This window comes from Streptomyces sp. NPDC002055, assembly GCF_040296705.1.
GTDB lineage: Bacteria > Actinomycetota > Actinomycetes > Streptomycetales > Streptomycetaceae > Streptomyces.
Genome location: NZ_JBEOXS010000004.1, coordinates 83,204 through 106,209 on the forward strand (window position 1 = coordinate 83,204; position 23,006 = coordinate 106,209).

The 23,006-nt window shown below is 72.4% G+C and carries 18 protein-coding genes; 14 read left to right on the forward strand and 4 right to left on the reverse strand.

The window, feature by feature from the left end:
* Positions 1-94: 94 nt before the first annotated feature.
* Positions 95-625 (reverse strand): TerD family protein, encoded by a 531-nt coding sequence (locus ABT112_RS03300; RefSeq protein ID WP_351504990.1) that lies wholly within the window; start codon positions 623-625, stop codon positions 95-97.
* A 353-nt stretch (positions 626-978) separates the two neighbouring features.
* On the opposite strand from ABT112_RS03300, the gene ABT112_RS03305 reads away from it, so the two are divergent.
* The 5 genes from ABT112_RS03305 to ABT112_RS03325 all read left to right on the forward strand — a co-directional run bounded on the left by ABT112_RS03305 (position 979) and on the right by ABT112_RS03325 (position 5,868).
* Positions 979-1,584 carry a YdbC family protein gene (locus ABT112_RS03305; protein ID WP_351504992.1) on the forward strand — a complete coding sequence of 202 codons (606 nt, stop codon included), beginning with the start codon at positions 979-981 and terminating at the stop codon, positions 1,582-1,584.
* Positions 1,585-1,962: 378 nt separating this feature from the next.
* A complete protein-coding gene (locus ABT112_RS03310; protein ID WP_351504994.1) occupies positions 1,963-2,622 on the forward strand; it encodes a histidine phosphatase family protein in 660 nt (219 codons plus the stop codon).
* Positions 2,623-2,634: 12 nt separating this feature from the next.
* The gene (locus tag ABT112_RS03315; RefSeq protein ID WP_351504996.1) at positions 2,635-3,543 is read left to right on the forward strand and encodes an ADP-ribosylglycohydrolase family protein; all 909 of its coding nucleotides are present in this window, start codon (positions 2,635-2,637) and stop codon (positions 3,541-3,543) included.
* 945 nt (positions 3,544-4,488) lie between these two features.
* Positions 4,489-5,190: a ribonuclease HII gene (gene rnhB / locus ABT112_RS03320; protein WP_351504998.1), complete on the forward strand. Its 702-nt coding sequence runs from the start codon at positions 4,489-4,491 to the stop codon at positions 5,188-5,190.
* A gap of 63 nt (positions 5,191-5,253) precedes the next feature.
* The gene (locus ABT112_RS03325; RefSeq protein ID WP_351505000.1) at positions 5,254-5,868 is read left to right on the forward strand and encodes a hypothetical protein; all 615 of its coding nucleotides are present in this window, start codon (positions 5,254-5,256) and stop codon (positions 5,866-5,868) included.
* Between the two features lie 255 nt (positions 5,869-6,123).
* Here the strand turns inward: ABT112_RS03325 and ABT112_RS03330 are convergent, their stop codons facing one another.
* Positions 6,124-6,783 carry a hypothetical protein gene (locus tag ABT112_RS03330; RefSeq protein ID WP_351505002.1) on the reverse strand — a complete coding sequence of 220 codons (660 nt, stop codon included), beginning with the start codon at positions 6,781-6,783 and terminating at the stop codon, positions 6,124-6,126.
* 245 nt (positions 6,784-7,028) lie between these two features.
* On the reverse strand, positions 7,029-9,194 hold the full coding sequence (locus ABT112_RS03335; RefSeq protein WP_351505004.1) for a RecQ family ATP-dependent DNA helicase: 2,166 nt from the start codon (positions 9,192-9,194) through the stop codon (positions 7,029-7,031).
* Positions 9,195-9,339: 145 nt separating this feature from the next.
* Between ABT112_RS03335 and ABT112_RS03340 the strand changes: the two genes are divergently transcribed.
* From ABT112_RS03340 to ABT112_RS03365, 6 genes are all read left to right on the forward strand, one after another.
* Positions 9,340-10,641, forward strand: coding sequence for a DUF4192 domain-containing protein (locus tag ABT112_RS03340; protein WP_351505005.1), 1,302 nt, complete (start codon positions 9,340-9,342; stop codon positions 10,639-10,641).
* Positions 10,642-10,769: 128 nt separating this feature from the next.
* Positions 10,770-11,534, forward strand: a complete 765-nt coding sequence (locus tag ABT112_RS03345) for an NUDIX hydrolase (protein WP_351505006.1) — start codon at positions 10,770-10,772, stop codon at positions 11,532-11,534.
* Between the two features lie 156 nt (positions 11,535-11,690).
* Positions 11,691-13,439: an ABC transporter ATP-binding protein gene (locus ABT112_RS03350; protein WP_351505008.1), complete on the forward strand. Its 1,749-nt coding sequence runs from the start codon at positions 11,691-11,693 to the stop codon at positions 13,437-13,439.
* A 156-nt stretch (positions 13,440-13,595) separates the two neighbouring features.
* On the forward strand, positions 13,596-14,483 hold the full coding sequence (locus tag ABT112_RS03355; RefSeq protein ID WP_351505010.1) for a FadR/GntR family transcriptional regulator: 888 nt from the start codon (positions 13,596-13,598) through the stop codon (positions 14,481-14,483).
* A 357-nt stretch (positions 14,484-14,840) separates the two neighbouring features.
* The gene (locus ABT112_RS03360) at positions 14,841-16,403 is read left to right on the forward strand and encodes an RNA polymerase sigma factor (protein ID WP_351505012.1); all 1,563 of its coding nucleotides are present in this window, start codon (positions 14,841-14,843) and stop codon (positions 16,401-16,403) included.
* Positions 16,404-16,546: 143 nt separating this feature from the next.
* Positions 16,547-17,374, forward strand: coding sequence for a S1 family peptidase (locus ABT112_RS03365; RefSeq protein WP_351505014.1), 828 nt, complete (start codon positions 16,547-16,549; stop codon positions 17,372-17,374).
* A gap of 147 nt (positions 17,375-17,521) precedes the next feature.
* On the opposite strand, the gene ABT112_RS03370 is transcribed toward ABT112_RS03365, so the two are convergent.
* Positions 17,522-17,749, reverse strand: coding sequence for a DUF7455 domain-containing protein (locus ABT112_RS03370; RefSeq protein WP_046925631.1), 228 nt, complete (start codon positions 17,747-17,749; stop codon positions 17,522-17,524).
* Positions 17,750-18,182: 433 nt separating this feature from the next.
* On the opposite strand from ABT112_RS03370, the gene ABT112_RS03375 reads away from it, so the two are divergent.
* The 3 genes from ABT112_RS03375 (at position 18,183) to ABT112_RS03385 (ending at position 22,916) form a co-directional block, all read left to right on the forward strand.
* On the forward strand, positions 18,183-20,315 hold the full coding sequence (locus ABT112_RS03375; protein ID WP_351505016.1) for a DNA gyrase/topoisomerase IV subunit B: 2,133 nt from the start codon (positions 18,183-18,185) through the stop codon (positions 20,313-20,315).
* Between the two features lie 406 nt (positions 20,316-20,721).
* Positions 20,722-21,267, forward strand: coding sequence for a DUF485 domain-containing protein (locus ABT112_RS03380; protein ID WP_351505018.1), 546 nt, complete (start codon positions 20,722-20,724; stop codon positions 21,265-21,267).
* Between the two features lie 56 nt (positions 21,268-21,323).
* Positions 21,324-22,916 (forward strand): monocarboxylic acid transporter, encoded by a 1,593-nt coding sequence (locus ABT112_RS03385; protein ID WP_351505164.1) that lies wholly within the window; start codon positions 21,324-21,326, stop codon positions 22,914-22,916.
* The last annotated feature ends 90 nt before the right edge of the window (positions 22,917-23,006 follow it).

Below are 23,006 nucleotides of genomic sequence, written 5' to 3' on the forward strand. Positions count from 1 at the left end.
GTGTCCGGTGCGTGGTGCGACCACGCCGCGCCCGGGGGCGGCGGGTGTACGCACCACCGCTCCCGGGCGGGCCGGACAGGAGCGTCCGGTGCGGTCAGGTGGGAAGACCGCCCATCAGTGCGGTGAAGGAGGCGGGGTCGGCGTCGAAACCCCGCACCGACCGACGGAGTGCCCAGGCGCCGGATTCGTCACGGCTGAATTCGGCCACGGTCGCCGCTGTGGCGCCGGAAACCCCGGCGAAGTCGTCCGTCAGCAACTCGTGGTGGTCCTCGACGATCCGCACGCCGGTGTTCTCGATGTCGCCGAAGGTCTTCCGGCCCTCGCTCTGCTGAATGGCCACCCCCACGACGACCCGGGTGTACACGGGGGCCAGCCGGTCGAGTTCGAGCGTCATCACCTCGTCGAACCCGAATCCCTGGCCGGTCCGGCTGTCCCGGTTGAGCGTGATGGTGCCGTCGGGCGAACGGCTGTCGAAATGCACCAGGTACGCGGGCTCGCCGGGCGGGTTCTCCGTGGAGTAGGTCGCGGCGACGATGTCGAGGTCATGGTCCGGCGCACCCGCGGGGCTGGGGTCCCATTTGAGCGTGACCTCGACCTTCCTGAGCCCCTTGTTGAGACTGTTCACCAGACTTCCCTTCCTCGGAACCGTGCCGATGTGGAATGTGTCCGCGGGGTGCCGCAGTGCCGCAGTGCCGCAGTGCCGCAGCGTCGCGGACCGGTGGCCGTACCCGACCGCCGGCGGAGCTCGAGCCCGCTGGGGAACGGCTCCCCCCACGGGATCCCCTCCGTAACTGCCGGGATTTTCAACCCGGTTACCCATGGTGCCACGCGGCGGGCCGCCTGCCGGGGTGCTCGCGCGGTACCGGCTCCGCGGCCGGTGCCCGGGGCGGAAGACGCCTGGGACCGCCGGGGCCGTACCGGCCACCGGACCCGGCCGGGGAGTGATGCAGGGCACGTTCCGGGCCGTACGATGGCGCGGTGCTGGTCAAGTGGATTCGCTGCACCGTGGTGGACCGCCGCGGTTTCGAGCGGGGGCAGCGGAAGTGGGCGGGGCTGCTCGGCGAGCCGGGCTTCCGGGGGCAGGGCGGCGGGTGGAGCCGGGCGCGCCCCGGTGTGGCGCACCTCTTCGCCTTCTGGGAGAGCCGGGCGTTCTACGACTCCTTCATGGCGCGGTCGCACGACCGTCTCGCGGCAGCCCAGTCGGGGACGTTCAAGGACGCCCATATACGCCTCTTCGAGCACCGGTTCGATGTGAAGGTCGGTTTTCGGCCGGTCTTCTCCGACGCGGATGTGGCGCGGGTGGCGCACTGCCGCGTCCGTCCCGAACGGGTGGAGCACTTCACGCTCATGCAGGAGAAGGTGTGGAACCCGGCGATGGCCGGATCCCCCGGGATGCTGCGCGGCCTCTTCGGCGAGGCGCCGGGGAGCGAGTTCCTGGTGTTGTCCCTGTGGGACTCCGCCGCCGAGCACGGGAAGTACCGCACGGAGCGCGTGGAGCGGCTGGCCCTGCGGACGCAGATCGAGGCCGATGTCTCCGCGCTCGCCGGCGACGTCGTGGCGCTGGAGCCCTCCTGGTCGGTGTGACGGGACCGTGCCGTGGCCCGGGCGGGGACCACCCCTCCGGGCATCGGAACCACCCTCCGGGCACCGGATCCACCCTCCGGCACCGGAACCACCTCCGGGTGCGGCCCAGGCGACTCCCGGCCGGGGGTCCGCCTGCGGCCGGATGACGCCCGAGGCTCCCGGGGCCGGTAGTGGGGGCGACGACGGACGCGTGGGGGCGTGCGCCGGGCCACGCCGGTCCGACGGGCTCGGGGACCGGACCGGCCCGGCGCGGGTGCGGCCCGGTGCGGACCGCCCGCGGTGCCCCGGCGTCGATGCCGACGGCGCGGAACGACCGGCTCCCCGCCGCCCCACCGGGCGTGAGGGGCGGCCCCCGGAGGACGGATCTATGGTGGCCGCATGGCACGCCCCCGGCGCATCGTCCTCCTCCGGCACGGAGAGTCGGAGGGCAATACCGACGACACGGTCTACGAGCGGGAGCCCGATCATGCGCTCCACCTGACGGAAGCCGGATGGCGGCAGGCCACGGAGGCCGGCGGGCGGCTGCGGGAGGTCTTCGGGGAGGAGTGGGTCAGCGCCTATGTGTCGCCGTACCGGCGGACGCACCAGACCTTCCGCGCGCTCGGTCTCGACCCCCGGAGGGTGCGGATCCGGGAGGAGCCGCGGCTGCGGGAGCAGGACTGGGGCAATTGGCAGGACGCCGAGGACGTACGGCTCCAGAAGATCTACCGGGACGCGTACGGGCACTTCTTCTACCGCTTCGCCCAGGGCGAGTCGGGGGCGGACGTCTACGACCGGGTCGGGGCCTTCCTGGAGAGCCTGCACCGCAGCTTCGAGGACCCCGACCATCCGCCGAATGTGCTGCTCGTCACCCATGGACTGACCATGCGGCTGTTCTGCATGCGCTGGTTCCACTGGACGGTGGCCGAATTCGAGTCACTGTCGAATCCGGGGAACGCCGAGAGCCGGACGCTGCTCCTCGGCACAGGCGGCCGCTACCACCTGGACCGGCCGTTCGAGCGCTGGTGCACACCCGAGTCGTACGGCGCCACCGGCTAGAGTGTCGGAGCGATGAGCGCTGATCCTTCTCCGTTGCGACGCTGTGAGCGTGCCCTGGCCGGCCTGCGTGGGCTGGCTGTCGGTGATGCACTGGGCTCCCAGTTCTTCGTGCCGTCGAACTACCCCGCACTGAAGCGGCGCGCGCTGCCGCCGGGTGTCTGGCAGTGGACGGACGACACCGAGATGGCCTGCTCGGTGGTGGCGGTCCTCGCCGAACACGGCCGCATCGATCAGGACGCGCTCGCCCGCTCCTTCGCCGAGCACCACGACTTCGACCGCGGCTACGGGCCCGCGGTGAACCGGATGCTCCGGCTCATCCGGGAGGGCGGCGACTGGCGCGAACTCGCGTCCGCCCTGTTCAACGGCCAGGGGTCGTGGGGCAACGGTGCCGCGATGCGGATCGCCCCGCTGGGCGCCTGGTACGCGGGCGACGCGGAGCAGGCCACGCACCAGGCGGAGATCTCCGCGTACACCACCCACCAGCACCGTGAGGCCGTCGCCGGGGCGATGGCGGTCGCGGCCGCCGCGGCCCTGGTGGCTGCCCCCGAGGGCTGCGGCAGCCCCGAATCCCTGCTCAGCGGGGTGATCGAACTCGTTCCGCGCAGCGCCGTGCAGGCGGGACTGCGCCGCGCTCTGGACATGCTGGACTACGGCGACGCCGGGACGGTCGCCGCGGTGCTCGGTTCCGGCCGCCGCACCAGCGCCCACGACACCGTGCCGTTCTCGCTCTGGGCGGCCGCCCGCCACCTCGGGGACTTCGAGGCGGCGTTCTGGACGACGGCGCAGGTGGGCGGGGATGTGGACACCACCTGCGCGATCGTGGGCGGCGTGGTCGCCGCCGCGGCGGACGGCGCGCCACCGACCGAGTGGTGGGACCGCACCGAGCCGTTGCCCCCCTGGGCTCCGGACGCCACCGGCTGACGGCCGAGCGGCCCCTCGGGGTGCCTCCGCTCGCTTCTCTCCGCCGACCGGAGGCCGTGGCCTTGATCACGTGTCCCGCGTCCCGACCCGCATCACGGCACGGGCACCCGTCTCCCGGCCGTGCCGACGCGTCCCGGCCGGCGCCTCGGATCCCTGCCGTGCCGCGACCGTATCTCGGCGCTGCCGTCCGGATCCGGCCAAGCTGTCGTGGGGACTGCGTCCCCGGCCAAGCGGCCGCGGTCTCTCCGCAGCCGTGGGCTCTACGCCCCGTGCCGACCGTGCCGACGGGGGCGGGAACGGGACCGCTGCCGTCCGACGGCCCGTGACCGCTGCCGCTCGACGGCCCTGTGGCCGCTGCCGTCCGCGGCCCGTGGCCGGGGCCGGGGCCGGGGTGCCGTGATCGGACACCGGCGCGTACGACACGAAGAGCGAGCCGCTTCACCGATGACGCCTGACCGTCATCTCCGGGTCGGTCCACGGCCCTTGGGTACCGCACGCCGCAGCTGCACGCCGCACGCCGCGCAGTGCGCACCGCACGCCGCGCCTCCCGCCTCGGGCCGTGCTTGCCCTCACCGTGATCCCCGTGGCGGATGCTCCCCGACCGAACCTCGCTCCGCATTCGCGAAAGCGACTGCCGTCCCGCCGCTCGACGCGCCGAGCCGGACCGTCCGCGGGGGCTGCGCGTATCCGCCCGACGAGGAGAATGATCCCCAGGAGTGGTCGATGGGTGCGGAATTGCGGGGTGGACGCCGAAGTTCCGGAAATCCTCGCGGAGGGATCGCCGGTATCGACGGGTGATCGTTCCACCCGAGAGGTAGGAGTGTGCGCAAGTGAATGCACCGGTGCGGGGAAGTCGCCCCCGGGACGGCCGCCCGGGAGCCGGTCCCGAGGTGACCGATCCCCGCCTGCCGCAAGCCCGGCCGGGCGGCGTAATCTGACTGCGCCATGCCGTACGAACCGCCTACCCACAGCGTCGAGCGCTCACTCCGCGCGACGACCGGTGCCAAAGTCGTCGCGGGCGTCGACGAGGTCGGGCGCGGCGCCTGGGCCGGTCCGGTCACGGTGTGCGCCGCGGTCACCGGTCTCCGTCGGCCGCCCGAGGGGCTGACCGATTCCAAGCTGCTCACCCCCAAGCGCCGCACCGAACTGGCCGGGGTCCTGGAGGGGTGGGTCACGTCCTACGCCCTGGGGCACGCCACGCCGCAGGAGATCGACCGCACGGGAATGACCGCCGCACTGCGGCTCGCCGCCGTGCGGGCCCTGGAACTGCTGCCGGTCCGTCCCGACGCGGTCATCCTCGACGGCAAGCACAATTACCTGGGCGCGCCCTGGACGGTCCGTACGGTCATCAAGGGCGACCAGTCCTGCATCGCCGTGTCCGCGGCCTCGGTGATCGCCAAGGTGCGCCGGGATGCGATGATGGCCGAACTGGGCCTGGGCTGTCCCGACTTCGAGTTCGTCGACAACGCGGGCTACCCGTCGCCCGTGCACCGTGCCGCGCTGCAGGAGCTGGGCCCCACGGAACATCACCGCATGTCCTGGGCCTACCTGGATGGGCTGCCGCGCTGGCGGCATCTCAAACAGGAGCGGATCGGGACGGAAGCGGCGGCCCTGGAATCCGGGGGGCAGCTCGGCTTCGACTTCTGAGCGGCCATTCCGCGACCACCCCCGCTGATGCGTTTCGCACCGGCGTTTGATAGACATCAGCCCATGCCTCTCATCCCCGAGGAGCCTCAGATTCACGAGAGTGTCCCGGGTCCCCGCGCAACTCCGGCCCCCGGCCGTGCCGCGTCGACCCCCCGTCCCGTCCCTGGCCCCGGCCCCCGGCCCGCAACGTCGCGGCCCGGCCGTCCCGGTCCCCAGCGAGGCCCGTCCGCCACGCCGTCGCAGCGCGGCCCGCGTGACGCGGCCAAGTCCAAGGCGCCCGCCGCCTCGACCCCCCAGATCCAGCTGATCCCCGCTTCCGCGGAGGGCGCGCTGGACGCGGCCGAGGAAGCGGTGGACCTGCTGCTGGACTCCGGACGTGCGCCGCACGACATCCTCGTGCTGACCACCGGTGACCAGCACCCGTGGGCCGCGCACGAACTGTCCTTCGGCGAAGCGTCCTACTGGGCGCAGCACGACGCCGGCGACGACGTCTTCTACCTGGACGCCGCCGCCACCGAGCGCGCCGCCGGCCGCCCCGTCGTGGTGGTCGCGGTCAACGGTGGCCCGGACGACGCCGCCGCCCGTGCCCTGCCCGCCGCCATGACCAGAGCCGGAGTGCTGCTGATCGTCTGCGGGGATCCCCAGCGGATCAACGCGCTCGTCGGCGTCGGCGCCTGAGCGTCGGAACGCAACTCCGACCGTCGGAACGCGCACCGCGCCCGATGGTCGGAGCCGTGCCCCGAACGACCGGATGCGCTGTGCCCGGCCGACCCGCCGGGCTCCGCGCAGCGGGTCGCCCGGACACCACCGGCCGCCGGTGCGTTCCTCCGGTGGATCTGCTCCGGTGGGTCCTCCGGCCGGGGCGGCAGCTGTACGACGGCTCCCGCCGGCGTCCGTCAGCGGACGGCGGGCGGGAGATGTCCGCCCCGTTCGTCAGCGGACAGCGCTGGGACGTGCCCATCCCACACCGGGGTGGGCCCATTCCGCTGCCGTGTCCGCGATGTGCTGCGGGCCGTCGGACGCGCCGTTCCGGTGAGCCGGTCCGCCGCGGTTCTCCTCCGAAGGGGAGGCCGCGTGCGGTCGTCGGCCGCCGCGCCCCTCGCCGAACACCTGCCAGCCGCCGCCCGTCAGGGTGATGTACGACCCGCAGCGCAGACCGTGCAGCGTGCACGCGTCGCGCAGCCCCCACATCCACGCGCCGTCCTCCTCCGTCCAGCCGGGATCTCCGTCCCGGCAGTAGAGGAGCACGGCCGTGCGCACGGGGACCCGGCGCCTGAGGTCGTGCGGGACGATCCGGCGCAGTTGCGCCAGCAGGGCGTTGCGGAGCACCCACCCGTCGGCCGCGGCCGACGGGTGGGTGAACGACGCGCTGGCACCGATCCGTTCGTCCGTGCCGAGCACCGCCACCACGGCGGTCGAAGGAGCCGGGTCGTGGCGGGAGTGCAGTCCGGTGACGACCTCGCGGGGGTTGCGCAGCAACGGGATTCCCGCCGCGGCCCACTCCGCGGGCTCGAGTATCCGCCCCGATCCGGACGGGGAGGCCGTCGCGCCGCCGAAGGGCGCGGCAGGAGGAGGAGCGAAGCCGGAGGTCACGGTCCTCCCTCGGTCTGCGCCGCCCGCAGCTCGGGCAGGGTCTGTCGCGGAGCGAACCGCGGCACGGCAGGCCGGGGCACGACGAACCCGGGTACGGCCGGTGCGCGGATCGCCGCCAATTCTTCCGGGCGGACTGGCCTGCGGCAATGAGCAATCCGCCCGGCCGACCGTTAACTGCCGTTCTGCCGCGTATATTTCGGCCACCGCGCCCGCGGTCACCCCGGTACGGCGAGGACCACCCGCGGTCACCCCTGCACGGCGAGCACCAGCGGAAACACCTCCTCTGCTCCGGCCCTGCGCAACAGCCGCGCGGCGACCGCGAGCGTCCACCCGGTGTCGGCGAGATCGTCCACCAGCAGCACCGGTCCCGCGGCCCGCGCCAACTCCTCGGACAACGCCGGGGGTACGGTCAGCGCACCGTGCAGTGCCCGGAGCCGCTGAGCGCTGTTGGACCGCGGAACCCGGGGGTCCGACTCCTCGTCCGTGTACGCCACGGACCCCAGCAGCGGCATCCGGCCGACGGCGGCGATGCGTTCCCCGAGCGTCCGGATCAGCTGGGGGCGCGACCGGGAGGCGAGCGTGACCACCCCGACCGGCCTGGCCGGGGCACCGGCCGCCCCGGAGGCCCATCCGCCGGGTCCCTTCGCCCAGTCGGCCAGCACGGTGACCACCGCGTCGGCCACATCGTCGGGCACCGGCCCGTCCTGCCCCTGAGCGGCGAGCAACGGCCGCAACCGGTTGCCCCAGCCGATGTCGGAGAGCCGCCCGAGGGCCCGCCCGGGGGCGGCCTGTTCCGCGGCGGGGATCCGGCCCTTGAGCTCCACGCCGATGGCGGGGAGGCCGGTGGGCCACATCCGGCGCGGCTCCACCTCGACACCCGGCCTGCCGAGCTCACCCCGCGCCGCCTCCAGGGAGGCGGCCGACACCTCGGGGCGCAGGCGCGCTCCCGAGCAGTTGTCGCAGCGCCCGCAGGCCGCCGCCGATTCGTCGTCCAGCTGCCGTCGCAGGAATTCCATCCGGCAGTCGCCGGTGCCGGCGTAGTCCCGCATCGCCTGCTGTTCGGCCTCACGCTGCCGGGCCACCCAGGCGTAGCGTTCCGCGTCGTAGGTCCACGGCCGGCCGGTCGCCGTCCAGCCACCGCGCACCCGCTGCACCGCGCCGTCCACGTCCAGCACCTTGAGCATCGTCTCCAGCCGCGACCTCCGCAGCTCCACCTGCGGTTCGAGCGCGGGAAGCGAGAGCGGCCGCCCGGCCTGGGCCAGCACGTCGAGCGTGCGCCGCACCTGCTCCTCGCTCGGGAAGGCGAGCGAGGCGAAGTACCGCCAGATCGCCTCGTCCTCACGGCCGGGCAGGAGCAGCACCTCGGCGTGCTCCACCCCGCGGCCGGCGCGCCCCACCTGCTGGTAGTAGGCGATGGGGGAGGAGGGGGACCCGAGGTGCACGACGAATCCCAGGTCCGGCTTGTCGAAGCCCATGCCGAGGGCGGAGGTGGCGACCAGGGCCTTGACCCGGTTGGCGAGCAGGTCGGCCTCGGCCGCCCGCCGGTCGGCGTCCTCGGTCTTCCCGGAGTACGACGCGACGGCGTGGCCCCGCTGCCGCAGGAACGCCGTCACTTCCTCGGCTGCCGCGACCGTCAGGGTGTAGATGATCCCGGACCCGGGGAGCTCGTGGAGGTGGTCGGCCAGCCAGGCCAGCCGGTGAGCGGCGTCCGGCAGCCGCAGAACGCCGAGGCTGAGACTCTCCCGCTCGAGCGGCCCGCGCAGCACGAGGGCCTCCGGGGCTCCTTCGCCGGTGCCGAGCTGCTCGGCGACGTCCGCCGTGACGCGGGCGTTGGCGGTCGCGGTCGTGGCGAGCACGGGGACGCCGGGCGGCAGATCGGCCAGCATGGTCCGCAGCCGGCGGTAGTCGGGCCGGAAGTCGTGCCCCCAGTCGGAGATGCAGTGCGCCTCGTCGACCACGAGCAGTCCGGTGCCCGCCGCGAGCTTGGGGAGGACCTGGTCGCGGAAGTCGGGATTGTTCAACCGCTCGGGACTGACCAGCAGCACGTCCACCTCGCCGGCGGCCACTTCCGCCTGGACGGCGTCCCACTCCTCGGTGTTCGCCGAATTGATGGTGCGCGCCCGGATGCCAGCCCGCTCGGCCGCTTCCATCTGGTTCCGCATGAGGGCGAGCAACGGTGAAACGATCACTGTGGGACCGCTTCCCCGGGCCCGCAGCAGAGCGGTGGCCACGAAGTACACGGCCGACTTGCCCCACCCCGTGCGCTGCACGACCAGCGCGCGGCGGCGGTCCGCGACCAGCGCTTCGATCGCCTTCCACTGGTCTTCGCGCAGGGTGGCCGCGCCGGAGGGATCCGCGACGAGGCGGGCGAGTACGGCGTCGGCGGCCGACCGGAGGTCTTCGTTGGTCATGCCCCCATGCAACCCGATACCGCCGACATCGCGCGAACGGGGCGGACGGCCTGTGGACAACCCTGTCCACAGCATGCGTACGACAAGATGCCCGGAGTTATCCACAGGGGTGGTGGGTGCGACGTCCCCACGGCACGGTCGTGGCATGACTGAGCACACCGAAGCGCCCCAGCCGTCCCCCGAAGACCGGATCACCCTCCGCAGCCCCGCCGAACTCGCCGACGCCCTGCCGTACTTGCTGGGTTTCCATCCCGACGACAGCATCGTGATGGTCGCGCTGCACGGCGCCCATGGCCGGTTCGGCGGCCGTCTGCGGCTCGGTATCCCCGGCGGTCCCGACGAGTGGCCGGAGGTCGCGCGACAGCTCGCGGAGTGCCTGGTGAGCGGCAGTGCCAAGCGCGGCTCCCGGCCCGAGGGGATCCTCGTCTTCCTCTGTCAGGACCCCTCGGGGGAGGAGGCGGCGCAGGAGGTGATGGAGCGGCTGCGGCCGCTGGCCCAGAGCCTGCGTACGGCCTGCGGAGAGCTGGATGTTCCCGTGCCGGAGGCGCTGTGCATCTCCGGTGGCCGCTTCTGGTCCTACTGCTGCCCCGATGTCCGGTGCTGTCCGGTGGAGGGCAGTCCGCTGACCTTGCCCGGCACGTCGGTCATGGCGGCGGCGGCCACCTTCGCCGGGATCCAGGTGCGCGGCTCGCTGCGCGAGATGGAGGCCAGGCTGGCTCCTCGTGCGGGGCGGGCCGCGGCGGCGCAGGAGGAGGTTCTGGACACGGTCGCGACGGAGCTGGTCCCCAGGATCCTCGGGGGTGTCGCCCGGGAGGCGGTCTGCGAGGAGACGCTGGCGCTCATCCGCCGGCTCCTGGGCCGGTTCGCCGGTGTGTCACCGGTCGGCACGCACCACGACGCAGACCTCCGTGACGACGCCCTGGTCACGGACGAGGAGGCCGCGGCGATCATCGTGGGGCTGCAGGACCGGACGACTCGCGACCGGGCCGCGGAGTGGATGGAAGCCCCGGACGTGGACTCCGCCCTGCGCCTCTGGCGGGCGGTCGCCCGGCGGTGCGTCGGCTCCTATCGCGATCATGCGGCGGCCCCGCTGACGCTCGCGGGGTGGGTGGCCTGGGCCGCCGGGGACGAGCCCACCGCCCGGGTGGCGCTGGGCATGGCCCTGCGGGCCGACCCCGACTACGTGTTCGCCAAGCTGCTGCACCAGGGAGCGAACGAAGGGCTCGACCCGGAGCTGCTCCGCCGCTGCCTCCGCAAGGAGCGGGCCGCCCGCACCGGCAGCGGACCCGGCCCCGCGGCCGGTGGCGTCCCGGACCGTGCGCCCGACCGGGGACCGGGCCGGCGGGACGGCCGGGGGTCGCGGGGCGGCACCCGGCCGCTCGCGCAGGCGAACCGCTGCCGCACCCGCCGCCGTACCGGCCGCCGCGGCGCCCGGAGCAGCGGATGAGCCCACTCGTCGGTACCGCCGGCGGCGGGGAAGGGGGGTGATGAACGACCGGACTCCGGTCCGACGTGTGGCCTGAAGTGCCTGTCGAAGGGCCTGTTTATCGTCAGGCAGACGACTATGATCGCCGCATGTCGCCCTACGACCCGTCGGCCTTTCCGCCCTTCGCAGTCACTGTCGACCTGGTCGTGCTCACGGTGCGACGGCATGCGCTCTGTGCGCTGGCCGTCCGCCGCGGGGAGCCTCCGTACCAGGGGCGTTGGGCGCTGCCGGGCGGCTTCGTGCGGGGCGACGAGGATCTCGCGGCGGCCGCGGCCCGCGAGCTCTCCGAGGAGACCGGTCTGTTGGCGCACGACCCCTCCGGGCCCACGGCGGTGAACGGAGCCCACCTCGAGCAGCTCGCCACCTACGGCGAGCCGAAGCGGGACCCCCGGATGCGGGTGGTCAGTGTGGCGCACCTGGTGCTGGCACCCGACCTGCCCGCCCCGCGTCCGGGCGGTGACGCGCACAGTGTGCGGTGGGCTCCCGTGGAGGATCTCCTCGGGCCGGAGGGCGGCTTCACCCGGGACGGGGAGGAGGCGGCCCCGCTCGCCTTCGATCACGCCCGGATCCTGGCGGACGGCGTGGAGCGCGCCCGGTCGAAGATCGAGTACTCGTCCCTGGCCACCGCGTTCTGCCCCCAGGAGTTCACCGTCGGGGAGCTGCGCCGGGTCTACGAGGCCGTGTGGGGAGTGGCCCTAGATCCGCGCAACTTCCACCGCAAGGTGACCGGCACCCCCGGCTTCCTCGTGCCCACGGGCGGCACGACGACCCGTCAGGGCGGACGCCCCGCCCAGCTGTTCCGGGCGGGCGGTGCGACGCTCCTCAACCCGCCCATGCTCCGGCCCGAGGTCTGAGCGCGCGTCAGCTCCGTTGGGCCGCCCGGGGAGAGGAGGTACCCGGTCGGCGGTCACCGGCAGCGTGCCGCATGGAAAATAGGACATGTCGCGTTATCTTGCTCCGGTACCTGCCGCACTTGCCGAGGAGCGGTCTCCCGTCCCGCGAGAGAAGCGATGATCCAGGCCATCGGACTGACCAGCGCCCCCCGACGCAGTGAACCGCCCGCCGTCGAGGAACTGACCTTCGAAGCCCGCCCCGGACACGTCACCGTGCTGCTCGGTGCCGACGGTGCGGGCAAGACCACTGCCCTGCGGCTCATGCTGCAACTCCGCCCCGGCCGCGGGGTCGCCCTCTTCGAGGGGCGTCCGCTGGACCACATGGCGCACCCGTCCCGCGAGGTCGGGGTGCTGCTGGGGGATGTCCCCGGTCACCCCGCGCGGACGGTCGGAAACCATCTGCGCATGCTGGCGGCCGCGGCCGGAGTCCCCACCGAGCGGGCCGATGAGGTGCTCGGCGCCGTCGGCCTCGGCGGCCTCACCGAACAGCGCCTCGGCTCGCTCTCCCGCGGCATGGACCGCCGGCTCGGCCTGGCGGCCGCACTGATCGGCGACCCCCACACGCTCGTCCTCGACGAGCCCACCAAGGGGCTGTCGTCCCGCGAGACGGCCTGGGTGCACGGACTGATCCGCGACCACGCGGCCGGGAGCGGCACCGTCCTGGTGGCACTGGACGACCCCAAGGAGGCCGCGCGCCTGGCGGACCGCGTGGTCACCCTGGACGGCGGCCGCGTGGTCGCCGACCAGCCCGTGGCCGAGTTCGCCCGGACCCGTCTGCGTCCACGGGTCGCGGTCCGCTCCCCGCACGCCGCCCGGCTCTCCGCCCTGCTGACCGACGAGATCCACTCCGGGAATCCGGCGGTCGAGGTCGTCCGCGAGGGCGGAAGCCGGATCTCCGTCTACGGCAGCACCTGTGCGGACGTGGGGGAGGTCGCCTTCCGGCACGGCATCCTCGTGCACCAGCTGGCGGACGAGGTCGGGGACATGGGCCCGTCCGCGGTCCCCCACGAGCCGGACGGCGGCCCTGCCTCCGCCGCTGCCGGGCATCTGCTCGACGACGCCACCATCCCGATCCCGCGGCTGTCGCCGCCCGGCCCGGTCTGGCCCGTGCGCTACGAACTGCGGCGCGCGGGCGGTGTGCGGACCGGCTGGCTGGCCGCCGCCGCCGCGCTCGTCACGGCGCTGCTCGTGGCCCTGCCCCTGGCCCGCGCCGGGGACACCTCGGCGGCACGGCTGCTCACCGGCTGGCCCGAGGAACTGCCGCTGCCGCCCGCCGCGTTCGGTGCCGGACTGCTCGGAGCTCTCGCCTTCGGCCAGGAGTTCCGCTATCCGGCGCTCGCCCACGGCCACAGCCCGGTGCCCAGGCGGCTCGGTCTGCTGGCGGCCAAGCTCCTGGTCTGCACTGCCGTCGCCACCGTGCTCGGGGCGGTGTCGGTGGCCGTCAACGGCCTGGTGCTGCGGCTGGTCTTCGGGCCCGGCGCGGTGGGACTCCCCCCCGACTGGCCGGTGGCGGCGCTGGGCTGGACCGGGCTCGTCATGGGCTGCGCCTGGGCGGGGCTGCTGGCCGCCGGACTGTTCCGGTCGACGCTGATGGGACTGGTCGCCGTCCTGTCGGTGCCCATGCTCGTCGTGCCCGCGGTGCAGCACCTGCTGGAACGTCCGGCGGCCCACGCCTTCCAGGGGCTGTCCGGGCTGTTCCGCGCCGGTTCCCTGGTGCAGTGGCCCTCCGGGGTGGACCCGTGGGTCTCCGGCGCCGTGCGGCTCGGTTCCCAACCGGTCGGACAGGCGCTGGCGTTGTCCCTCGGTGCGCTGCTCTGCGCCTACCTGGTCGTGGTGTTGCGGGGGAGAACCCGCTGGTGGCCGTGATCTCGCGGGCGCCGGGCGCGAACTGCTCGGACCCCGGCGGAGCGAGCCCGTTTGCTTCCGATTAGGCGTCAATTATGAGGTGATGGGCGATCACCCTTTCGTGTGCTTTTCACCAAAGACCTCAAGGGTGCCTGGAGCGTCGCCGACAAAGGATGCGTGAGTACCCTTGCGCACACCATGATGACCGCGGCTCGCCCCGTCGACTCCGGCCTCCCCGGTCCGGGCGAGCTTGACCGCTACCCCTACGGCGACGCTCCCGGCGCCGAGCGCCCCGCCGCCCCGTCCTGGGAGGGCACCGACCCGGAGATGGGGAGAGTCGGCCGCCGCGCCGCCGGCAGCCGGGGCCGAGGGCTGCACGGACAACTCGTCCAGCAGCTCGGCCAAATGATCGTTTCGGGCGACCTGGGCGCCGACCGCCCGCTCGTCCCCGAGGAGATCGGCCAGCGCTTCGAGGTCTCCCGGACCGTCGTCCGCGAGTCGCTCCGCGTCCTCGAGGCCAAGGGCCTCGTCAGCGCCCGCCCGAACGTCGGGACCCGGGTCCGCCCGGTGAGCGACTGGAACCTGCTCGACCCGGACATCATCGAGTGGCGGGCGTTCGGCCCGCAGCGCGACGATCAGCGCCGGGAGCTGTGCGAGCTGCGCTGGACCATCGAGCCGCTCGCCGCCCGGCTCGCCGCCGGCCACGGCCGTGAGGACGTCCAGCAGCGGCTCGCCGACATGGTCGAGATCATGGGCCACTCCCTGGCCCAGGGCGACTCCCTCACGTTCTCCCGCGCCGACACCGAGTTCCACGCGCTGCTGCTGCAGCTCGCGGGCAACCGCATGCTCGAGCACCTGTCGGGCATCGTCGGGTCCGCCCTCCACGTCTCCGGCGGCCCCGCCACCGGCTGCGAACGGCCCAGCGAGACCTCGGTCGGGAACCACGCGCGCATCGTCGAGGCCCTCGGCGCCGGCGACGCCGCCGGAGCGGAGGCGGCGATGCGCCAGCTGCTCACCGTGCACCTCGAGGTGGAGCGCGTGGTGCCCGCACCGCGTGAGCACTGACCGCGGGAGCGGCGGGCGGCCTGCCGCCGGATCCCGCCCGGGGATCCGGCGGCCTCGACCGGGGCGGCCGCAGGTCAGCCGCCCCATCCGTGCCCGTCGCGGGCATGTGCCGGGTATGACCGGTTCGAAACCGGTGCACGATGTGACTCGGGCCACGCGGATTGGGCGTAACACTCTTCGGAGCAGTGCGATGACCTAAGAGGTGACAGTCGCTGAGGGAATACGGATGTCGTTCGCGACGCTGTGTTGCTCGGCGGTTCCGCCCGCGTCGTCGGTCCATCCCCCGCCGACGGTCGTCGGCTCCGGTCCGTTGTGGACCGAGCCGGAAGCCGTTTCCATCGTTCCGAGAGGTTGTTCGTGTCGGCCAGCACATCCCGTACGCTCCCGCCGGAGATCGCCGAGTCCGAGTCTGTCATGGCGCTCATCGAGCGGGGAAAGGCTGATGGGCAGATCGCCGGCGACGACGTGCGTCGGGCCTTCGAGGCTGACCAGATTCCGCCAACCCAGTGGAAGAACGTTCTGCGCAGCCTCAACCAGATCCTCGACGAGGAGGGTGTGACGCTGATGGTCAGTGCCGCGGAGGCGCCCAAGCGCACCCGTAAGAGCGTCGCAGCGAAGAGCCCGGCCAAGCGCACCGCCACCAAGACCGTCGCCTCCAAGACGGCCGCGGCCAAGAAGGCCGCCGCCCCCGCCGAGTCCGCCGTCTCGCGCTCCACGGCCTCCGCCGAGGACGAGTCGACGGCCGCGCCCGCCAAGAAGGCGGCCGCGAAGAAGACCGTCGCCAAGAAGACGGTCGCGAAGAAGGCCGCCGCCAAGAAGACGGTGGCCAAGAAGACCGCCGCCAAGAAGGAAGCCGACGAGCTGCTCGACGTCGACGACGTGGTGGAGGAGCCGGCGGCCCCCGGCAAGCCCGCCGCCGAGGGCGCCGAGGGCGAGCCGGAGAACGCGGGCTTCGTCCTGTCCGACGAGGACGAGGACGACGCCCCCGCCCAGCAGGTCGCCGCCGCCGGTGCCACCGCGGACCCGGTCAAGGACTACCTCAAGCAGATCGGCAAGGTCCCGCTGCTCAACGCGGAGCAGGAGGTCGAGCTCGCCAAGCGCATCGAGGCCGGTCTCTTCGCCGAGGACAAGCTGTCGAACTCCGACAAGCTCGCCCCGAAGCTCAAGCGCGAGCTGGAGATCATCGCTGAGGACGGCCGCCGAGCCAAGAACCACCTGCTCGAGGCGAACCTCCGCCTCGTGGTGTCCCTGGCCAAGCGCTACACGGGTCGCGGCATGCTCTTCCTGGACCTCATCCAGGAGGGCAACCTCGGTCTGATCCGTGCCGTCGAGAAGTTCGACTACACCAAGGGCTACAAGTTCTCCACGTATGCCACCTGGTGGATCCGGCAGGCGATCACCCGCGCGATGGCCGACCAGGCCCGCACCATCCGTATCCCGGTGCACATGGTCGAGGTCATCAACAAGCTCGCGCGCGTCCAGCGCCAGATGCTCCAGGACCTCGGCCGCGAGCCGACCCCGGAGGAGCTGGCCAAGGAGCTCGACATGACCCCGGAGAAGGTCATCGAGGTCCAGAAGTACGGCCGCGAGCCCATCTCCCTGCACACCCCGCTGGGCGAGGACGGCGACAGCGAGTTCGGTGACCTCATCGAGGACTCCGAGGCCGTCGTCCCGGCCGACGCGGTGAGCTTCACGCTCCTCCAGGAGCAGCTGCACTCGGTCCTCGACACGCTCAGCGAGCGCGAGGCCGGAGTCGTGTCCATGCGGTTCGGGCTCACCGACGGGCAGCCGAAGACGCTGGACGAGATCGGCAAGGTCTACGGCGTGACGCGTGAGCGCATCCGGCAGATCGAGTCCAAGACCATGTCGAAGCTGCGCCACCCGTCCCGTTCGCAGGTGCTGCGCGACTACCTCGACTGATCGGTACGCCGTAGCGCGTCGGCCCGGAACCCCTAGCGGGGTTCCGGGCCTTCGTGCTTCCTGAATGCGTCCGTCCGGGTGCGGACCGTGTCCGTTTGGGTCACCCTGGGTGTGCACATGGCGCCATAGAGTCAGGAGTGAGTATGCCTTCCATCCCCCGCGCGCTGATGGGTGCGCTGGCACTGACGTCCGTCGCCGTCGGTCCCTCCCTGGTGGCGCCCACTCCCGCCGCCGCGGACAGCGTGATCATAGGAGGCCGGCAGGTCCCGGTGAACCAGAGTCCCTGGGCGGTGGCGCTCGCCAGCCGGGACCGCTTCGGCAGTAGCAGGTCGGGGCAGTTCTGCGGCGCCGTCGTGGTCGGCCGGTCGACGGTGCTCACCGCGGCGCACTGCATGAGCCGCGAGGTGCTCGGGACCGACCGGAGCGCCGTGCGCGACCTCCAGGTGATCGCCGGGCGGGACGATCTGCGGGGTCGGGCGGGCCAGGAGGTCGCGGTGCGCGACGTCTGGGTCAACCCCGCCTACAACCCCACGACCAACGCCGGCGACGTCGCGGTGCTCACTCTCGCGTCGGCGCTGCCGCAGAGCTACGTAGCGCCCATGGCGCCCGCCGGGGACGGCGCGTACCGGCCCGGTACTCAGGCCATGGTGTACGGCTGGGGCGACACCACCGGGCGCGGCACCTACTCCTCGATCCTGCACGCCGCCGGTGTGGCGGTGCTGGACGACGCGGTGTGCCGGAACGCCTATCCAGGGACCCAGGACGGCCGCTACGAGGCCGACTCCATGGTGTGCGCCGGAGAGCCCGGGGGTGGGCGCGACGCCTGTCAGGGGGACAGCGGAGGGCCGCTCATGGCCCATGGGCGGCTGATCGGCCTGGTCTCGTGGGGGAGCGGGTGCGGGGAGGCCGGTCAGCCCGGCGTCTACACCAGGATCTCGGCCGTCGCCGGCCTGGTCGCGGCGCGGTCCTGACGGAGGAGCGGCGCGGTCCTGACGGCGGACCGGATGGCCCGTGCCGGACGCGGCCGGACAGAGAAACGGGCGGTTACCCCCTGGTGTCAGGGGTAACCGCCCGCCGACCGGCCCTGGGCCGGCACTGGCTCGTCGTGGTGCGAAGCGTCAGCGTTCCTCGTCGGGGGCCGAAGCCGGAGCGGTGAGACGCTCCGTCTCGTCCTGTATTTCCGCGGCGATCTTCTTGAGTTCCGGCTCGAACTTGCGTCCGTGGTGGGCGCAGAAGAGCAGTTCACCGCCGCTCATCAGGACGACGCGCAGGTAGGCCTGGGCGCCGCAGCGGTCGCAGCGGTCAGCGGCCGTCAGCGGGCTCGCGGGGGTCAGAACAGTAGTCACGTCGCCTCTTCTCTAGCTCGACGAGCTGTCGTACCAGGGTCAACATCCAACCAGGCCGAAAACGTTCCCGCTCGTGCCTTTCCTTCGAAAGTTCCTTCCGGGGTGATCGGATGCTGCCGGTTGGCGGCGAATGAGCCGTAGTGCTCGGGGCTTACGTATTCATCGCGCTTGTCGTGGTTTGTCCGTCCGGCTGGATTGCCGGTTGTTCATGAGGACGTGCCCGGAGCCTAAATGGTTCATGCCTGGAAGGGAACGTGATGTACGCGTCACCCGAATGAGGTATCGAACGTACGAACGAAATGGGGCTAGCATGGACTTTCTCACGGGTGGCGGCGCAAAGGCTCTATCAGGCCTCGGTACCCTCTGACGGGCGACCAAGCCACCACCGGGTCCCCCAGTGGACCCACCAGAAATTCAGCGAGGAGCGAACCGCGTGACCGCCGAGACGTCCGTGCCGTCCACTGCGCTGCTGACGGGAGCAGACCGAGACGGTTCCAACTACACAGCGCGGCACCTGCTCGTCCTGGAGGGCCTGGAGGCGGTGCGCAAGCGGCCCGGCATGTACATCGGCTCGACCGACAGCCGGGGCCTCATGCACTGCCTCTGGGAGATCATCGACAACTCCGTCGACGAAGCCCTCGGCGGTCACTGCGACCGCATCGATGTGATCCTCCACGACGACGGGTCGGTCGAGGTCCGGGACAACGGCCGCGGCATCCCGGTCGACGTCGAGCCGAAGACCGGCCTCTCCGGCGTCGAGGTGGTGATGACCAAGCTGCACGCGGGCGGCAAGTTCGGCGGCGGCTCGTACGCGGCCTCCGGCGGCCTGCACGGCGTCGGCGCCTCGGTCGTCAACGCGCTCTCCTCGCGCCTGGACGTCGAGGTCGACCGCGCGGGCCACACCCACGCCATCAGCTTCCGGCGCGGCGTCCCGGGGATCTTCACCGAGTCCGGCACCGACGCCCCCTTCGACCCCTCCAGCGGCCTCCTCAAGGCCAAGAAGGTGCCGAAGAACCGGCGGGGGACCCGTGTCCGCTACTGGGCGGACCGCCAGATCTTCCTCAAGGACGCCAAGCTCTCGCTGGACACCCTGTACGCCCGGGCCCGGCAGACGGCGTTCCTGGTGCCCGGCCTGACCATCCTCGTCCGCGACGAGCGGACGGCCGGCGGGCCGGAGGGCTCCGGGGCGCCGACCGAGGAGACCTTCCGCTACGACGGCGGCATCAGCGAGTTCTGCGAATACCTCGCCCAGGACAAGGCCGTCTGCGACGTCCTCCGGCTGAGCGGCCAGGGCACCTTCAAGGAGACCGTGCCGGTTCTGGACGACCGGGGCCACATGACGCCCACCGAGGTCACCCGGGAGCTCGGGGTCGACATCGCGCTGCGCTGGGGCACCGGCTACGACACGACGGTCAAGTCGTTCGTGAACATCATCGCGACCCCCAAGGGCGGCACCCACGTCTCGGGCTTCGAGCGCTCCATCACCAAGACGGTCAACGAGGCGCTGCGCTCCAACAAGATCCTCCGCGTCGCCGAGGACGACGTCGTCAAGGACGACGCCATGGAGGGGCTCACCGCGGTCGTCACCGTCCGGCTGGCCGAGCCGCAGTTCGAGGGGCAGACCAAGGAGGTGCTCGGCACCTCGGCCGCGTCCCGGATCGTCGCGCAGGTCGTGGCCAAGGAGCTCAAGGCCTTCCTGACCTCGACCAAGCGGGACCACAAGGCGCAGGCCCGGTCGGTGCTGGAGAAGGTGGTCGCCGCCGCCCGCACGCGGATCGCGGCCCGTCAGCACAAGGAGGCGCAGCGCCGGAAGACGGCGCTGGAGTCCTCCTCGCTCCCGGCGAAGCTCGCCGACTGCCGCAGCGACGACGTCGAGCGCAGCGAGCTGTTCATCGTGGAGGGCGACTCGGCCCTCGGCACCGCCAAGCTGGCCCGGAACTCCGAGTTCCAGGCGCTGCTGCCGATCCGCGGGAAGATCCTCAACGTTCAGAAGTCGTCCGTCTCGGACATGCTGAAAAACGCCGAGTGCGGAGCGATCATCCAGGTCATAGGAGCCGGGTCCGGCCGGACCTTCGACATCGACCAGGCCCGCTACGGCAAGATCGTGCTCCTGGTCGACGCCGATGTGGACGGGGCCCACATCCGCTGTCTGCTGCTGACCCTGTTCCAGCGCTACATGCGGCCGATGGTCGAGGCGGGGCGGGTGTTCGCCGCGGTGCCGCCGCTGCACCGGGTCGAGCTGACGCACCCCAAGAAGGGGCAGGACAAGTACGTCTACACGTACTCGGACAACGAACTGCGCTCCACGCTGCTGGAGTTCCAGCGCAAGGGGATCAAGTTCAAGGAGTCCATCCAGCGGTACAAGGGCCTCGGCGAGATGGACGCGGACCAGCTGGCGGAGACCACCATGGACCCGCGGCACCGGACGCTGCGCCGGATCAACATCGGCGACCTGGAGTCGGCCGAGCAGATCTTCGACCTGCTCATGGGCAACGAGGTGGCGCCGCGCAAGGAGTTCATCTCGAGCTCGGCGGCCACGCTGGACCGCTCGCGCATCGACACCTGAGCACCCTGCCCGCAGTTCACGGCCGTCGCCCGGTGGGAGTCCCGGGCGGCGGCCGTCCGCGTGCGAGCGCCCCGCCGTCCGGCGCTTCCTCCGACCGGGTGCCGGGTGGGGTGCCGGGTGCGGGGCGTACGTCCGTGGGCCGGGGCGCGGGTGTGGGACACGCACGCCCGGGGTCGGGCGCGGACGGTCTCGGACGGGGCTCCGGCTGTGCCCGGCCGGGGCGTCGTCGCAGGGCGGCGCTCCTCGGCCGGCCGGTGTGACCTGGGACGTCGTGGACCGGTGAGGCCGCCGGGGACATCCGTCACCTGATGGGGTGAAGGTCCGGGATTGTGCAGGCCCGGATGTTCCCGCTCTGTCCATCCTTGGGAGGCGTGGCCAACGAGGCCGCGGATCAAGGAGAGTTCGGGTGGAGAAGCACGACGGGCGTGAAGCCGGGACGATCCGGCTGGACGACCCCTGGTACGACGTGATCGCCTCGGGCTGGGGCGAGTCCGCCGACGAGAGCGCGCCGCCGGAAGCACCGGTTCCAGCCCCTGCCCCGCCGCCGGAGTCGCCACCGGCCGCGTCCGGTGAAGCGGCCCCGCAGCAGGCGGCGGCCGGGCCGGAGTCCACCGCCGACATCTATCTCGAAGTACAGCGGAGCGCGGCCTTCCAGGAGGTGCGCAGCCGGTACCGCCGGTTCGTCCTGCCCGCCTGTGTCGCCTTCCTCGCCTGGTACTTCGCCTATGTGATCGCCGCCACCACCGCCCCCGGCCTGATGGCGCGGCCGGTGGTGGGCGCGCTGAACGTCGCCATGGTGGCCGGGCTCGCCCAGTTCGCCACCACGTTCCTGCTGACCTTTGCCTACGCCCGCCATGCCCGGCTGCGGCGGGACAAGCCGGCGCTGGACCTGCGGTGGATCGTCTTCGAGCAGAACAGGCAGCAGGACATGGCGCGGGAGCAGGACCGTTGACCGGACAGGGCACGACGACCCCGGTGCTGACCGCGAGCGATGTGACCACCCAGACCCTGACGGTGGAACAGCAGACGCTCGCGTTGGTGCTGTTCAGCGCGTTCGTCGCGCTGACCCTGGCGATCACCACCTGGGTGAGCCGCAAGCGCCAGGGCTCGGCGGAGGAGTTCTACACCGGAGGGCGCCTCTTCACACCCATGGAGAACGGGTTCGCGATCGCCGGTGACTACATGTCGGCCGCCTCGTTCCTGGGGATCTCCGGGCTGATCGCCCTCTTCGGCTACGACGGCATGCTCTACTCCGTCGGCTTCTTCGTGGCGTGGCTGGTGGTCCTGCTCCTGATCGCCGAACTCGTCCGCAACTGCGGCCGGTTCACCCTGGCCGACGTCGTGGCGGCGCGGATGCGGGAGCGCCCCGTCCGGATCGCCGTGGGAACCTCCTCGATCACGGTCTCCGTGCTGTACCTCGTCGCGCAGATGGTGGGTGCGGGCAGTCTGGTGGCGCTGCTGCTGGGCGGCTCCGGGCCGCACGCCCGCGCCTGGACGGTGGTCGGCGTCGGGGCGCTGATGGTCGTCTACGTGGCCTTCGGCGGCATGCGGGCCACCACCTGGATCCAGATCGTCAAGGCCGTGCTGCTGATGGGCGGGACGATCGGGCTCACCGTCTTCGTGCTGGTGCGCTTCGACTTCGATCTCGGTGCCCTGCTGACCACCGCCGCGGACCGCAGTGGGCACGGCAGCGACTTCCTCGCCCCGGGGCTGAAGTACGGGGGCGACTGGACCGCCCGGCTGGACTTCATCAGCCTCGGCCTCGCGCTCGTCCTGGGCACCGCCGGGCTGCCGCACATCCTCTCCCGCTTCTACACGGTGCCGACCGCGCGGGCCGCGCGCCGGTCGGCCGTCTGGTCCATCGTGCTGATCGGCGGCTTCTACCTGATGACGATCGTGCTCGGCTTCGGCGCCGCGGCCGTCGTCGGGCCCGATGTCGTCCACGCCTCCAACCCGGCCGGGAACACCGCCCTTCCGCTGCTCGCCCTCGACCTGGGCGGCGGTCAGGGGTCCACCGGGGGCACGGTGCTGTTCGCGGTCGTCGCCGCGGTCGCCTTCGCCACCATCCTCGCGGTGGTCGCGGGCATCACCCTCGCCTCCTCCGCCTCGGTGGCCCACGACCTGTACGCGTCGCTGCGCCGCAAGGTCACCCAGCAGCGCAGTGAGGTCGCCGTGGCCCGGGTCGCCACGGTCGGCATCGGTGCGGTGGCGATCGCGCTGGGGCTGCTCGCACAGGATCTCAATGTGGCCTTCCTGGTCGGCCTGGCCTTCGCCGTCGCGGCCTCGGCCAACCTTCCGGCGCTGCTCTACTCGCTGTTCTGGAGCCGGTTCACCACCCGTGGGGCGGTCTGGTCCGTGTACGGCGGACTGGCCCCGGCCGTGGTGCTGGTGGTGCTCTCGCCGGTGGTCTCCGGCAGCCCCGAGTCGATCTTCCCGGGCATGGACTTCCACCTCTTCCCGCTGCAGAACCCGGGGCTGGTCTCGGTGCCGTTGGGCTTCCTCGCGGGCTGGCTCGGGACGGTCACCTCGGCCGAGGCCGCCGAGCCCGCCAAGCACGCGGAGACCGAGGTCCGGGCCCTCACCGGTGCGGGGGCCGCGTAGCGCCTGTGGTCCGGAGCCGGTCCGCCCGGTGTGCCCTCGGGGCCCGTCCTGCCGGATCGTGCCGTGCTCGTCGCGCGGCACGGTCCCCGG

Bases quoted from the DNA above. Each gene is read 5' to 3' on its own strand.
- ABT112_RS03310 (WP_351504994.1), top strand. From the start codon at position 1,963: ATGGCACGCCCCCGGCGCATCGTCCTCCTCCGGCACGGAGAGTCGGAG.
- ABT112_RS03315 (WP_351504996.1), top strand. From the start codon at position 2,635: ATGAGCGCTGATCCTTCTCCGTTGCGACGCTGTGAGCGTGCCCTGGCC.
- rnhB (WP_351504998.1), top strand. From the start codon at position 4,489: ATGCCGTACGAACCGCCTACCCACAGCGTCGAGCGCTCACTCCGCGCG.
- ABT112_RS03325 (WP_351505000.1), top strand. From the start codon at position 5,254: ATGCCTCTCATCCCCGAGGAGCCTCAGATTCACGAGAGTGTCCCGGGT.
- ABT112_RS03335 (WP_351505004.1), bottom strand. From the start codon at position 9,194: ATGACCAACGAAGACCTCCGGTCGGCCGCCGACGCCGTACTCGCCCGC.
- ABT112_RS03340 (WP_351505005.1), top strand. From the start codon at position 9,340: ATGACTGAGCACACCGAAGCGCCCCAGCCGTCCCCCGAAGACCGGATC.
- ABT112_RS03345 (WP_351505006.1), top strand. From the start codon at position 10,770: ATGTCGCCCTACGACCCGTCGGCCTTTCCGCCCTTCGCAGTCACTGTC.
- ABT112_RS03350 (WP_351505008.1), top strand. From the start codon at position 11,691: ATGATCCAGGCCATCGGACTGACCAGCGCCCCCCGACGCAGTGAACCG.
- ABT112_RS03365 (WP_351505014.1), top strand. From the start codon at position 16,547: ATGCCTTCCATCCCCCGCGCGCTGATGGGTGCGCTGGCACTGACGTCC.